The sequence below is a fragment of the Ruegeria sp. G12 genome (assembly GCF_056533565.1).
In genome coordinates this window covers 98,845-112,233 of sequence record NZ_JBQFOO010000004.1, presented here as the reverse complement: position 1 = coordinate 112,233, position 13,389 = coordinate 98,845, and the positions used below count along the sequence as shown (strand labels likewise).

The window sequence follows — 13,389 nt, the reverse complement described above, 5'->3', positions numbered from 1 at the left end:
CTTTTATTCCTCCTCGGCAGCGTCACCGCCCGGTTTGGGCTGGGCTGCAAGTGTCTTGAGCAGGCTGGGGTCCTGCATGATTTTTGAGATCAGGTCTTCGGCGCCGGTCTTGCCGTCCATATACGTCATCAGGTTCGACAGCTGAGTACGCGCGTCCAGCAATTCCTTGAGCGGCTCAACCTTGGCCGCAATCGCGGCGGGGCTGAAATCGTCCATGCTTTCGAACGTGATATCGACGGCCAGATTGCCCTCGCCGGTCAGGGTGTTGGGCACGGTGAACGCGGCGCGGGGGGCCATCGACTTCATCCGGTCGTCGAAATTGTCGACGTCTATTTCCAGGAACTTCCGGTCGGCAACTGCAGGTTGTTCGACCTCGGATTTACCGGCCAGATCGCTCATGACGCCCATGACAAAGGGCAACTGGACCTTTTTCTCGGCACCATAAAGCTCGACATCGTATTCGATCTGAACTCTCGGAGCCCTGTTCCGGGCTATAAATTTTTGTGAACTGTCAGCCATCTGATGCTCCTCGATTCATCCATCAGTGTTTGTTTTCAATCCGTTATCGGGGGTTGGTTGTTAACGGATCAGTAATCGTCATCGTCGGATTTCAGCCCGCCGATCTGGCGCACCTCATCCAAACCTTCTTTCGCCATATCTTCGATAATCGTCAGAAAATCGGCATTCACAAGCCGCTTGGCCCGTTCCAGCAGAACCGGCAGCGGGCTGGAGGGTTCGCAGCGAGCGTAGTAATCCATGATGCGATCCAGCATCATCGTGACATCCTCGGGCGAGTTGATCGTACCACCGCCGGACGGCGCGGCTGCCGCAGGGGCGGAAGCGGTTGCAGGCGCAGCTCCTTCGCTTGCGTCTTCAACCGGCATCTCACCGACATCTGCATATTGGGCCAGAGCCTGTTTGATACTTTTTAGTGCCTCGGTCAGCGGGTCCAGATTGGGCCCCTCGCCCGGCGTTTTTTCCGAAAAAACTGCGTCGACTGCAGCCACATCCTCGATCGCCGAGGCGACGGCTTCGGCATTGGCGGCCAGAACCTCATCATCGGTATCCTTGAACGCGGCGGCGACGCCGTTGGCGTCGGGAATCTCGTCCAGATCGGCCGGCATGTTGATCCGACCATCGACCACGTCCAGATGGCGCAGAGTCATGCTGCCGAACATGCGGCTGTCGGTCAGGCTGGTGCGGCGCAGCGCGCGTACCATCCGGTCGGTTGAGGCCAGACCACGCACCGCGTTGATCCGCATTGTCGCATCGCCGTCATCTTCGTCCAGTTCGGGATGGCAGGTGTCCCAGAATTCCTCCAGCAGGGATTTCACATAACCAATGGAGGTCGCGAAGGCAGGTAGGCCTTTGGTGTGCAGAACAGCCTCAGCCAGATAAATCGCCGCGCGCAGATCGTGGCTTTTGTCCATGACCTCCAGCGCTTTGGTTTCGACATCGCGCCAGTCCTGTTCCTCGGCGGCAACGACCTCGTCCCCCATCTGACGTTCTTCACCGGGCTGAGCGGCAATCTCAAGCTCGGTGAAGGCCGGATCATACTCCAGATTTTCACCGCTGGGGGGTTCTTCACCCCGGGGTTCCAGATAAGAAGTTAGATCCATGTTCTCCCCAATAACGTGTTGCCCGTTGGCTGTCTGTTGTTCTTGTCGCTTCGCTTAGCGCAGTGTTCACGACCCCGTGTATGAATTACTTCACATGATCGCGGAACTGGCAAACAAATCGCTTCTTCTTCGCAGCCTGTGTGATGAATCAGCCGCATACCCGGGGCAAAGTCAAACCCAATAAATACGTTTTTTTTACGACATGGGTTCCCCGGCGACACCCGCAGGTCAGGTTTCTGTCGGGCCACGCGGCCCAACCCGCGCACATCACCCGATTTTTTTCTTCGCGCTTGGGGTGAGTTGCTGCAATGATCGCAGATAATCGAGCCCGTCAGGGGCCGTTTCGCACGGGCCAGAACGCGGCATCCAAAGCACATGAACAGGGGAAGACGCATGAAAACAGGCATTTTTGGGGCGATAGCACTGGCACTGTCCGCGACCGTCGCGCAAGCGGACGAGGGCAAGCTGTCCATCGAGCTAAACAAGTTCGAAGCCGGAGAGTCGGGCGGGTGCCGCGCATTCTTTCTGTTTCGCAACCAGACCGGCAACAGTTTCGAAGAGTTCGAGATGTCGCTGGCGATCCTCGACACCAACGGCGTGATCGACCGGCTGCTGTCCATCGACGCCGCCCCCCTGCCCGTCCAGCGCACCGTTCTGAAACTGTTCGAAATCCCCGAAATCGACTGTGCGGATATCTCCGAGGTGCTGTTGCACGATCTGCCCGCCTGCAAGCCCCAGAATGCCGAGCCTGTGGATTGCTTCCCGCTGCTGGTGCTGGACAGTAAAACCTCAGCTGGTCTGGCGCAGTAAGCCATGCCGGGGTTGGAAAATCTGGGCACCGGCGGCCCGATCATCGCCGTTTTGGGCCTGCTGTCCGTGTTGTCGCTGACGCTGATCGTGGTCAAAATCATTCAACTCGCCCCGGTTCGGTCCGGCGGGCCCGAGCGGGACGCGGCCTTTGTGAAATGGGCGGGTGGCGACCGCCAGCCTGCGCAGGCTGCGGTGGCGGCGGGTAAATCCCCGGCAGACCGGGTCTGCGCCTATGCGATGCAGGCGCTGATCGACGGGTTCAAGGGGCCTGCGCTGATGGCGGAACTCACGCGGCGCGGCAATCTGGAATTCGCCGCGATGAGCACGTGGATTCGTGTGCTTGAACTGATTGCCATGATCTCCCCCCTCCTGGGCTTGCTCGGCACCGTGACCGGGATGATCCAGTCGTTTCAGGAGCTTGAACTGGCGCAGGGCGCGGCCAATGCGTCGGTCTTGGCGGGCGGCATCTGGCAGGCGTTGCTGACAACCGCTGCCGGACTGCTGGTGGCCATTCCCGCCGCTATCGGAGCGTCACTACTGTCGGGCCGCGCCGAAGCGGGTGCGCAGTCCATCGAAAACGCGGTGGGCCGTCTGATGGTCATTGAAGAGCGCGGCGCGCATTAGGGAATCGTCGATGTCCAGCGAGCTAAGCCTGAGCAGACGTAAGCCGACCCGGCCCATGATCTCGCTGGTGCCGATGATTGACGTGATGCTGATTCTGCTGGTCTTTTTTATGGTCACATCGACCTATCTGAACCTCGACATGATCCCCGCGCTGGCCCCATCCGACCGCCCTGCCCCGACGCAGGGCGCGGTGGGTGAGCAATCATCCGGTGCTCTGCTGATCCGCATCGGTGCCGATGGCGCGCCCTATTATCAGGGTCAACCCATGACCTCGGACGATCTGGCGGTTTTGCTGGCCGACCGCTTGGCGCAGGAACCTGCAACGCAAGTCGTCATCCTGCCCACCGGCAGCGCAGCTTTGCAGTCGCTGGTATCCGTCATGGATGTGGTCACAAGCGCCGGGGTCACCAACATGCGCGTTGTCCGGCTGGAGGCCCGCCCATGAGGATCTCCCGCCCGGCCCCCCGGCATCACCCCGAGACGATCATCGCCCTGATTGATGTGGTGTTCTTCCTTCTGGTCTTTTTCATGCTGATCGGCCGCATGGACGCAACAGCCCCCTTTGACGTTACCCCGCCGACAGCGCAGACCGGCGCGGACATGCCTGCAGGGGGTCTGACCTTGTCCGTCGGGGCAGACGGAACGTTGGCGTTGGATGGGTTGGAACTGTCACCAGATGAAGCCACCCGGCAGGTTCAATCGGTCTTGGAGAATCAGCCCGACACTCTGATCCGGATCAACGCCCATCGCGACGCCGTGCTGCGCAACATCCTGCCCCTGATTGGGCAGTTCGAAGCACTGGGCGCGCGCGAGGTTGTACTGGTCGTGACCCCTCCGGGACCAGCGCGGTGATCCGTGGCCCACTCATATGGGGCGTAGGGCTGATCGGGTCGCTGGCCCTGCATCTGGGGGCCGCTGTCTTTCTGATCTGGACCGTCGAGCCGGAGCCGGTGGTCGAACAACCGGTGCCGGAAACGCGGATGCAGCTATCCGCCCATCAGGTGAAGCAAAGTCAGGCTGTTGAGGCGCGTCCCGACACAGACACAGCCCGCGCCGCAGATGCAACGGGCGCGCGGCTGGATCAGGGTGTTGTCCGTCAATCGACGGCAGTTGCCTCTGAACTACCACAACAGGATCTTGCGACGTCGCAGCCGAGCAGCAACGCGCTGAGCCCCGTAGATCAGACCTCGGAGAGTATTGAGCCGCTGGACGCTGATACCAACAAATTGAAAGAGGTCCCCGATGTGCATCAGACCATTCAGGCAACGGACGCCTCACCAACACTCCTCGCCTCCTCTGCCCTTCAGATAAACCCGGTTGCGTCACAGGTGGCTCCGACGCAGGCAGTTGTGCTTGCGAGCCCGGAGACGGACCGGGCCAAGCCCCTGCAACCCCAACCGGTCGCGCTGACCCAAACCCTGCCCGACATTCCCAAAGCCAGCGCCTCTGAGGTGTTTTCGACCACCGGCGACGGTCCCATCGACCCGGTTTCGCTGGCCGCCATTCAAAGCTTCATGCGACCCGAGGATGCCGGTCAAAGCGCGCAGGATTTGCGAGACGGGATTGACGGGTTGCTGTCGCAAATCCCCTGCTCGCGCCTGCAGGTTCAGTTTCAGCCGGAAACCAATACGCTGGAATTGATCGGACATATACCCGAGGACGGCCTGCGCACGCCCACCCTGAATGCCTTGCAAGCGCAAATGGGCGAGAACATCCGGATCGCCGATAACCTGCTGATCCTGCCGCGCCCGCAATGCGGTGCGCTCAGCGGGATCGCGGATGTCGGACTGCCGCAATCGACCGATCAGATCACCAACCCTCTGCTGATCGGCGAAGACGTGCACGCCCGCGAGTTCCGCTACACGCGGGGCCAGCAACTGGTTCTGGACCTGACCGGTGCTGACTATGACGCCTATGTCTATGTCGACTATTTCGATGCCGAAGGTCAGGTGATCCACCTCAGCCCAAACGCCTCGACACCGCTGGACCTGACCCCGGCGAAAGAAGCATTGCGGGTCGGGGCGGCGGCACCGGGCGATCCCGGCCTCTACATCACGATCGGGCCGCCTTATGGTCAGGAAATCGCCGTCGCATTTGCGGCCTCGGAGCCTTTGTACCAAGGCGACCGCCCACTGATCGAACCTGCGGAGACCTATCTCAGCTTCCTCAAATCCCGCATCTCAGCCGCACGAGCCGAGAACCCGGATTTCAAGGGCGAGTGGGTTTACTTCTTTATCACGACCGCCGAGCAGTAACGGGCCCTTAGAAGACCAAAATCTACTCTGGGTCCAGGAGTTGCCCCAGATCGACGCCCTGATTTGCAGCACTCGCCATCACGGCCTTGCGCAGTGATTTACTGCGCTGGATCAGTCGGCGGAACCTCTCTTCATCCAGAACCAGCAGCGTGGTCGGCGCGATGGCCCGGACCGAGGCCCGGCGTCTTTGGCGCAGCAGCAATTCTGTTTGCCCGAAAATATCGCCCCGACCCAAACGCCAGCTCTGCCCGGCCATCTCAAGCTCGACCGCGCCCGAGGCGATAAAGTAAACGCTTCGGGCCGGTGCGTCTTTCTGGATGATCCGCTCCCCGGCTTCCGCATAACGGGTTTTCAAGGCGCGTGCGAGGCGGCGCAGACCACCCCGGTCCAGATCCGAGAATACAGGCAAACGCCGCACAAGTTCGGTCGCGCGGGGGGCCACATCGATCATCGGGCGTTTTTCCGCTTCGATGCGTTTCTCACTGACGTCATGCAGCAGCACCGAATACAGCTCGGCGCTGATGAAGCCTTCGTCGTACAGTTCAGTATATTCCCGCTCTTCCAGACGCAGGGCGATGCGGCGGATGAAGCGGCGCTGCACCTCGTCCGCGAAACCCGGATACTGAAGCTGAAGACCGTCCAAGGCGGTATCCACAAACTCAGCCCGTCGGTCGATGAGTTCCCTCAGAATCTCGGCGACCCGCCGCCCGTGGATGCGGCGGATGCGCTGGTCGGCGAACCGGTACACGTCACGCAGCACCAGTCGTTGCGCCAGCAGCACCTCGAACCGATGCGCGGTCATGCGGGCAAGGGGGCGGCGCAAACGCAGCCTGTCGTTCAGAAACGCCGCGACCCGAAACAACCGACCATAGGCGACGGTGCGCCGCGCAGCGCGCAAATATCCCGTGCGCCCCTGCAACCGGGTCCCTTCAATAAGCCGGTCAATATCCAGCAGCGCCCGGTCTGCCAGCCGCGTAGAAAGCGATCTGTCGCGCATATGACTAAGGACAAAGTTCCGCTCGGCCCCGGCCAGCGCGATCAGACCAAGGGTCACGCGATCCCTGTCCAGAATGTCCCGACGGGCTTCGGCCGAATGCACCGCCGTATCGAGCCTTTGTCCGAACCGGACGGCCTCGGACCGGATGATATCGGGGTTCAGTTCATAGCTCGCCGTCATGTTCCTGACGTCCTCACGCACGGTCTGCAGCGAAACGGCAACGACCTGCTGCGACAGCGCCTCATCCAGCGTCGAAAGCGCGTCGAGCCCCAGGCGACGGATGACCGGGCGCAAGGTCGGTCCCTGAACCAGCAACGTGAACAAGGTGAACCCGGTTGCCAGGATACCCACCGCTCTTTGCGTTTCCGCGGGAATCTGGGCGTTCTCCGTAACCGCCAGCGCCAGAGCCAGCGTCACCGCCCCACGCATACCACCCCAGAGGATTGCATAGCGAAACGGGCGGTCCACGGATGGAGAAACCCGTATCAAAGTCAGGAAGGGCAGAAAACCGAACAGAATGACGGCCCGGGCGAAAAAAGCGGCAAGTGTAACCACCAGGATCAACCCGAAATCCGTCCATCTCACGCCGCTGAGCAGTTTCGGGATCAAAAGCGCCGCGAGTACAAAGATCAGCGCCCCGGCCCAATGAGCCAGCACGCCCCAGACATCTGAAAGGCGGCTCCAGGCTTGTGGGGTCAGGCGGCCAGGCGCTGACAGGTTCAGGGTGATCCCGGCCACTACAACGGCAATCACACCCGATGCGCCGATGCTTTGTTCGGCGATGACATAGGCCAGATAAGGCAGCGCAAGCGAGATAGAAACCTGCGCCAGTTCAAAGCCTTCGATCAGGGACATAAGCCACAGGCTGGCGCGGGCCAGAAACCAACCCGTGACGGCCCCGCCCAGCAAAAGCAACGGAAACTGAACAAGGGCATCCTGCGGCTGGGGGTCCGGCGCGCCGACCATCACGAACCCGACAAACAGCCCGAATAGGGCAATGGCGGCGGCATCGTTTAGCAGGCTCTCCCCTTCGATGATACGCGACAATCTTTGCGGTGCGGCGATTGAGCGGAAGATGCTGACAACGGCCGAGGGGTCGGTTGTTGAAATAATCGCACCCAGAAGAAGGCAGGCCATCAACGGCAGCGAACTCACGGCAGACAGGGCAAAACCAACAGTGAATGTCGCAACAAACACGGCGACGATAGCCAGCACAAAGATCGGCACCCAGTCGTCCAGCATACGCCGCAGGTTCATGCCCAATGTCGCCTGAAACAGCAGCGTGGGCAGGAACAGGTACAGGAACACATTTGCGCGGATTGGGAAGCCGAGGATGGCTTCGGCCACCGGGTTCATCACCTCGGTCAGGTCGGTTCGCAGGAAAAAGGTCGCGGCGGCCCCGATCACGATTCCCAGAACCGCAAGCACGACGCTGTAGGGAAAACGCAGGCGCGCGGCGACCGGTTCGGCCAGCCCTATGACCACAAAAAGTGATGCAACAACTGTGGTTACAAGAACAATATCCATGCCGCTGTTATAGCCTCAGCTTTACGAGAGACGCACGCACAGTCTCGCAGCCCGGCAGCAAAATTGCCACCAGTTGCCAAGTAAACAGGACGCGACAACGAAGCCGCGCCCGGTGCGGTGTTTTTTTGGGTGCGGCTGGCGCTCAACCCCCAGCGCGCAGGCGTTTGAGCAGCGAGGAGGTATCCCACCGCCCGCCGCCCAGCTTCTGAACGTCCTTGTAGAACTGATCAACCAGCGCCGTGACCGGCAGGCTGGCCCCGGTTTCATTCGCGGTGTTCAGGCAAATCCCCAGATCCTTGCGCATCCAATCCACCGCGAAACCGTGATCGAAATGATCGTCCAGCATAGTTTCGTAACGGTTCGCCATCTGCCAGCTACCGGCGGCCCCCTGACTGATCACCTCGACGACCGAGCGGCAATCCAGACCCGCCTTCTCGGCAAAATGCAGCGCTTCGCTGAGGCCTTGCACCAGCCCGGCGATGGCGATCTGGTTACACATCTTGGTCATCTGACCCGCGCCGCTGTCCCCGATCCGGCGGCAGATTTTCGAATAGACCTGCATGATCGGTTCAGCAGCGTCATACGCGGCCTGTTCACCACCGCACATGATTGAAAGAACAGCGTTTTCCGCCCCGGCCTGACCTCCCGAAATAGGGGCATCAACAAAGGCGAGGTCCTGTTCTTTGGCAGCTTCAAACAACTCACGCGTGACCTTTGCCGATACGGTCGTGTGGTCTACCAGCGTGGCCCCCGCCGACATACCGGCAAAAGCGCCATCCGGCCCGGAGCAGACGCTGCGCAGATCGTCGTCATTGCCAACGCAGGTCATCACGAAGTCTGCGCCGTCGGCGGCTTCTCGCGGAGTGACGCCCATGCTGCCACCATGCTCGGCAACCCAAGCGTCGGCTTTGGCCGAGGTGCGATTATATACCGTCACATCATGGCCCGCGGCCTGAAGGTGGCCCGCCATCGGATACCCCATGACGCCAAGGCCAAGAAATGCAAGTTTTGCCATTCTAATTTCCTTCTACAAAAGATCTCGCGGGGTTTGCCCGGCGAAGAATGCATCCAGGTTGTCCAACGCTCGAAAGCCCATCGCGTCGCGAGTCCGGGTCGTGGCGCTGCCGATATGCGGCAGCATGAAGATATTTTCGTGGGCCGCAAATCCGGGATTACCACCCGGCTCGGTCTTGAAGCAATCGAGACCCGCCGCCGCCAGTTTCCCGCTTTCGACCGCGCGCAACAGCGCGTCCTCATCCACAAGCGCACCACGCGCGGAGTTCACCAATATCGCACCGTCGGGCAGCGCCGCAATCCGTTCGGCGTTCATCAGGTCCAATGTTTCGGGGGTTGCCGGACAATGAAGCGACAGGAAATCGGCGACTGGCAGCAGGCTTTCGACGCTTTCATGATAAACCGCGCCTTGTTCCTGATCGGGCGACAGGCGGGTCCGGTTAAAATAGTGGATTTCCATGTCGAACCCACGCGCTTTCGCCGCAAAGGCGCGACCGACGCGACCCATTCCGATGATCCCAAGACGGGCGCCTGTAACCTGTTTGCCCACCATGAAAGACGGGCTCCAGCTGTCCCACGTGCCGCTGCGCATCAAACGATCGCCCCTAACCGCATGGCGCGCCGCACCCAGCATTAACAGCATCGCCAGTTCAGCTGTTGCGTCGGACAGAACGTCAGGCGTGTTCGTGACCGTGATCCCCCGGGCTGCTAAGGCAGGCAGGTCGCAGTGATCCACGCCAACGGAATGGTTCGCAACGATTTTCAGGCGCGGGTCAAGGCGGGCCACAACTTCGGCCGAGAACGGCTCGGAATGGCAGGGCATCATCGCATCGACCTGCGCGCTCATTGCGACAATCTGATCTGGTGTGCCCGGGGTATCGGCCTCGTTCAGGATCACGTCATAGTCGCGGCGCGCGCGTTCAATGGTGGCGTCAGAAAGCCGACGCGGCAGCCAGAGGACCGGTTTGTCGCTCATGAAATCAGTCCTTTTTGATGGCGTCTTCCCAGAAGTTGTAAAGTGCAAGCGCGATCACGAAGAACGCAATGCACATGAACGGAAAGCCGCCCCAGAACCCGGCGAACCCGGTCGAGATACTGTGTGAAAGGCCCAGAACGAAGATCGTCATCAGGCCGACGCCGATGATACCCATGATGATGTTGGTCAATCGCGACATGTGTTTCCCCTTTTTCCTTAACCCTGCGCCCCAAGACTGCGCTGAACCCACGACGCAGTACGCAGCAGGCGACCATCTTCTTCCACCGCGCCGATCAGTTGCAGGCCAACCGGCAGGTCGTTACCCCCGACCAGCAAAGGCAACGTGACGCACGGAAGCCCTGCCAATGTCCAGGTCAGGCAAAAGACCGAGGCGCCGGTGTGCCCGGCGTCTAGTGACGGAGCCTCACCTGTGGCTGACGGGGCGAGAATGGCGTCAAACTCATTGAAATATTCAGCAAAAAAGCTTTGCGCCGAGGCCATCACTGCCAAAGCGTCCTGATACTGCGCTTCGCTGATCTCGGCCCCGCGACTGATCGCAGATTGCATTTCGATGCTTAGGTCGGCCCCATGATCTTTCGAAATCCCGGTCATGTTCTGACGGATTTCGTAGTCGTAGATCGTTTTGTGTACATTGATCAGATCGGCCAGTTGCGGCGAGGCCGAAAACCGCTCGACCCGTCCTCCCAAGCCGTCGATCACGGCATTTATGCCTTCCACAGTGTCCGGTTCCAGACGGTCATGAAAAGGGAAATCCAGCCACGCGATGTTGGGTTCAACCGGGGCTTCGGCCCGAGCGCCGTCCAACATATGCGCACGAGGCCTTGCAAAACTCACCGGGTCGGTTTGGTCGTAGCCAGACACCGCGTCGGTCAGCAGCGCGATGTCTTCCAGCGAGTTGGCAAAGCCGCCGATGTGATCCAGAGACACGGATGTCCGGAACACTCCGCTGCGTGAAATGGTTCCACGAGTGGGTTTGAAGCCGTAGACACCGCAGAACGAGGCCGGGCGGATCACCGAGCCACCGGTCTGGGTCCCAATCGCCAAAGGCACATGCCGTGCCGCCACCGCCGCCGCCGAACCGCTGGAGGACCCGCCCGGCGTGCGGGTCGGATCAAACGGATTGGTGGTGTCCGTCGGGTGCATGAAGGCGAATTCCGTAGTCTTGGTCTTGCCCATAATGACCGCGCCTGCCTCGCGCAGATGTTCAACGATCCGCGCGTCCGCTTCGGGCTGGCGGCCTGCGAAGATGGGCGTGCCGCGTTGCGTGGGCATGTCTTTCGTGTCCACGATATCCTTCAGGCCCACCGGTACGCCGTGCAGCGTCCCTGTCGCGCGTCCCGCCTTTCGGATGCGGTCCAGTTCCCGCGCCTGATCCAGCGCTACGCCTGCGTCCAGATAGGCCCATGCCTTGACCGTGGCCTCAGTTTCCTCGATCCGCTTCAGGCAGGCCTCGACCAGCGCCTCGGACGTGATGCGCCCTTCACGAATGGCCTCGGCGGATTGAACCGCCGAGAACAGCGACAGATCGTGTTTCGTCATGGCACCCACACACCGAACAGGTAATCCGGCAGCCACAGCGCAATGCCCGGGAACTGGTACATCAGCACCATGCACAGGATCACGATGGCGAGGTACGGCATCAGACCTTTGAAAATCTCCATCAACTGGATCTGATTTTTTAGCACGCCTTTAAGGTAATAGGCCGACATCGCCATGGGTGGCGTCAGGAACGAGGTCTGCAGGTTCAGCGCCACCAGCATCGCGAAGAAATACGGGTTCACGCCAAATGTATCCAGCATCGGCAAAAAGATAGGTACGAAGATGATCAGAATCTCGGACCATTCCAGCGGCCAGCCCAGCAGGAAGATGATCAACTGCGCCAGTACCAGGAACTGCCAGGGCTGCAGGTTCATGCCCACCACCCAATGTTCGATCACGTCATGCCCGCCGAGATATGAGAAGATCGACGCAAAGGTCCACGACCCGACGAATAACCAACACACCATCGCCGTGGCCTTGGCCGTCAGGAAGACGCTTTGCTTGACCTTGTCCCATGTCAGCGAGCGATACAGCACCGCCAGCACCAGACCGCCCAACGCGCCCATAGCTGCCGCCTCGGCCGGAGTCGCCAATCCGCCGAGGATTGAGCCAAGCACCAACATGATCAGCACCGTCAAAGGTACAAAGGACACCAGCAGATCAAGGTAAATCTGCCGCTTGGGAGGGATGTCATCCTCTTGTGGTTTTGGTGCCAGTGACGGGTTTATCCAGACACGGATCATCACGTAGACGATGTAAAGCCCCGCCAACAAAAGTCCCGGGAACACCGCCGCCGCATAGAGCCGCAGAGGCGATAGCTCGGCAATCGCGGCATAGACGATCAGCATGATCGACGGCGGGATGAGAATGCCCAGCGTCCCGCCCGCGCAGATCACGCCCGAGGCAAAGCTGCGCTGATACCCGGCATTGGCCATCGCCGGATAGGCCAGCAGCCCCATCAGCGTGACCACCGCGCCCACAATCCCGGACGCCGTCGAGAACACCGCGCAGGTCAGCAGCGCCGCAATGGCCAGAGACCCCGGCAGGTTCCGCGCAGCCATGTAAAGCGAGAAGAACAGGCGATCGACGATATTCGCCCTTTCCACCACATAGCCCATGAACAGGAATAACGGAATGGCGACAAGCGTGTCATTCTCCATCACCGAATAGGTGTTCTGGTTCAGCAGGTAGAAGATGTTGTTGTTGAAGATGTCCGCGATGCTTTCGGGCGCGGACTGGTAGTAGGCATAGTATCCAAAGCCGACGCCCATCGCCAGCAGCGTGAACGCGATCGGAAAGCCCAGAAGCACCAGCACAATAAACAGGCTGAGCATCATGATGGCGACCTGAGGATCAGTCATTGCTGCGCCCTCCGTCCTTGGTGCCCGTTGGATGGATACGTTCCAGGCTGGCCTCCATCAGCATGTCTTCAGTCTCGCGCACGTCGTCCAGACGGTCGAGCCAGACGCCGTTCTTCATCGCCAGCCAACAGCGTGCCATTTCGGCAAGGCCCTGCAGCATCAGCAAGAACCCGGCGACGGGGATCAGGGTTTTGAAGAAGTAAATCTGAATGCGGGCCGGGCTGTTCCAACTGACCTCTTCATAGCGCCAGCTGTCTTTGGCGATTTCCCAACCGTACCAGAACAGCGCAAACATGCCGGGAAAGAAGAAGAGGATGTACAGGATGAAATCAACGCGCGCCTGCCAGCGGACCGAGAACAACCGGTACAGAACATCGCCGCGCACATGCGCGTCTTGGGCCAGCGCGTAAGCCCCGGCCATCAGGAACAGCGCGCCGTACATCTGGACCATCATGTCGAATGCCCAGACGGTGGGTTTGTTCAGCACGTAGCGGACGAACACTTCGTAAGACACCGAAAGTGTCAGAATGAGGATGCACCATCCGAAGGCTTTGCCGACCCATTGGCTTAGCCCTTCGATGGCGTGGATTGTCTTGATCAAGGTGAATTCCCCGCCTGTTCTGCCCACAGTTCAGGATGCCGCGCG

General features: G+C 60.3%; 14 protein-coding genes. 5 read left to right on the top strand and 9 right to left on the bottom strand.

Annotated features, from left to right (window positions below; translation table 11 throughout):
• Positions 1-3: 3 nt before the first annotated feature.
• Entirely contained in the window at positions 4-519 is a 516-nt protein-coding gene (tssB, locus tag ACR0JN_RS11130) for a type VI secretion system contractile sheath small subunit (RefSeq protein ID WP_039526464.1), read from the bottom strand.
• A 68-nt stretch (positions 520-587) separates the two neighbouring features.
• The gene (gene tssA / locus ACR0JN_RS11125; protein WP_480885630.1) at positions 588-1,619 is read right to left on the bottom strand and encodes a type VI secretion system protein TssA; all 1,032 of its coding nucleotides are present in this window, start codon (positions 1,617-1,619) and stop codon (positions 588-590) included.
• A 393-nt stretch (positions 1,620-2,012) separates the two neighbouring features.
• Here tssA and ACR0JN_RS11120 point away from each other — a divergent pair, with 393 nt between their 5' ends.
• The 5 genes from ACR0JN_RS11120 to ACR0JN_RS11100 are packed head-to-tail and all read left to right on the top strand — an operon-like array spanning position 2,013 to position 5,308.
• Positions 2,013-2,429 carry a hypothetical protein gene (locus tag ACR0JN_RS11120; RefSeq protein WP_480885628.1) on the top strand — a complete coding sequence of 139 codons (417 nt, stop codon included), beginning with the start codon at positions 2,013-2,015 and terminating at the stop codon, positions 2,427-2,429.
• A gap of 3 nt (positions 2,430-2,432) precedes the next feature.
• Complete coding sequence (locus ACR0JN_RS11115; RefSeq protein ID WP_480885627.1) at positions 2,433-3,053, top strand: MotA/TolQ/ExbB proton channel family protein; 621 nt, start codon at positions 2,433-2,435, stop codon at positions 3,051-3,053.
• A gap of 10 nt (positions 3,054-3,063) precedes the next feature.
• Complete coding sequence (locus tag ACR0JN_RS11110; protein WP_480885625.1) at positions 3,064-3,498, top strand: ExbD/TolR family protein; 435 nt, start codon at positions 3,064-3,066, stop codon at positions 3,496-3,498.
• Complete coding sequence (locus ACR0JN_RS11105) at positions 3,495-3,905, top strand: ExbD/TolR family protein (protein ID WP_480885624.1); 411 nt, start codon at positions 3,495-3,497, stop codon at positions 3,903-3,905. The genes ACR0JN_RS11110 and ACR0JN_RS11105 overlap by 4 nt, the downstream gene beginning before the upstream one ends.
• The gene (locus ACR0JN_RS11100) at positions 3,902-5,308 is read left to right on the top strand and encodes a DUF4384 domain-containing protein (protein WP_480885622.1); all 1,407 of its coding nucleotides are present in this window, start codon (positions 3,902-3,904) and stop codon (positions 5,306-5,308) included. Before ACR0JN_RS11105 ends, ACR0JN_RS11100 begins: the two co-directional genes overlap by 4 nt.
• 22 nt (positions 5,309-5,330) lie before the next feature.
• On the opposite strand, the gene ACR0JN_RS11095 is transcribed toward ACR0JN_RS11100, so the two are convergent.
• From ACR0JN_RS11095 to ACR0JN_RS11065, 7 genes are all read right to left on the bottom strand, one after another.
• Positions 5,331-7,832 (bottom strand): cation:proton antiporter, encoded by a 2,502-nt coding sequence (locus ACR0JN_RS11095; protein ID WP_480816034.1) that lies wholly within the window; start codon positions 7,830-7,832, stop codon positions 5,331-5,333.
• Positions 7,833-7,974: 142 nt separating this feature from the next.
• The gene (locus ACR0JN_RS11090) at positions 7,975-8,847 is read right to left on the bottom strand and encodes an NAD(P)-dependent oxidoreductase (protein ID WP_480885621.1); all 873 of its coding nucleotides are present in this window, start codon (positions 8,845-8,847) and stop codon (positions 7,975-7,977) included.
• 12 nt (positions 8,848-8,859) lie between these two features.
• Positions 8,860-9,822 carry a 2-hydroxyacid dehydrogenase gene (locus ACR0JN_RS11085; RefSeq protein WP_480816032.1) on the bottom strand — a complete coding sequence of 321 codons (963 nt, stop codon included), beginning with the start codon at positions 9,820-9,822 and terminating at the stop codon, positions 8,860-8,862.
• 4 nt (positions 9,823-9,826) lie between these two features.
• Complete coding sequence (locus ACR0JN_RS11080; RefSeq protein ID WP_480816031.1) at positions 9,827-10,021, bottom strand: hypothetical protein; 195 nt, start codon at positions 10,019-10,021, stop codon at positions 9,827-9,829.
• 17 nt (positions 10,022-10,038) lie between these two features.
• Positions 10,039-11,382, bottom strand: coding sequence for an amidase (locus ACR0JN_RS11075; protein ID WP_480885619.1), 1,344 nt, complete (start codon positions 11,380-11,382; stop codon positions 10,039-10,041).
• On the bottom strand, positions 11,379-12,743 hold the full coding sequence (locus ACR0JN_RS11070) for a TRAP transporter large permease (protein ID WP_480816029.1): 1,365 nt from the start codon (positions 12,741-12,743) through the stop codon (positions 11,379-11,381). Before ACR0JN_RS11070 ends, ACR0JN_RS11075 begins: the two co-directional genes overlap by 4 nt.
• Positions 12,736-13,344 carry a TRAP transporter small permease subunit gene (locus ACR0JN_RS11065; RefSeq protein WP_480885618.1) on the bottom strand — a complete coding sequence of 203 codons (609 nt, stop codon included), beginning with the start codon at positions 13,342-13,344 and terminating at the stop codon, positions 12,736-12,738. The genes ACR0JN_RS11070 and ACR0JN_RS11065 overlap by 8 nt, the downstream gene beginning before the upstream one ends.
• Between the last annotated feature and the right edge of the window lie 45 nt (positions 13,345-13,389).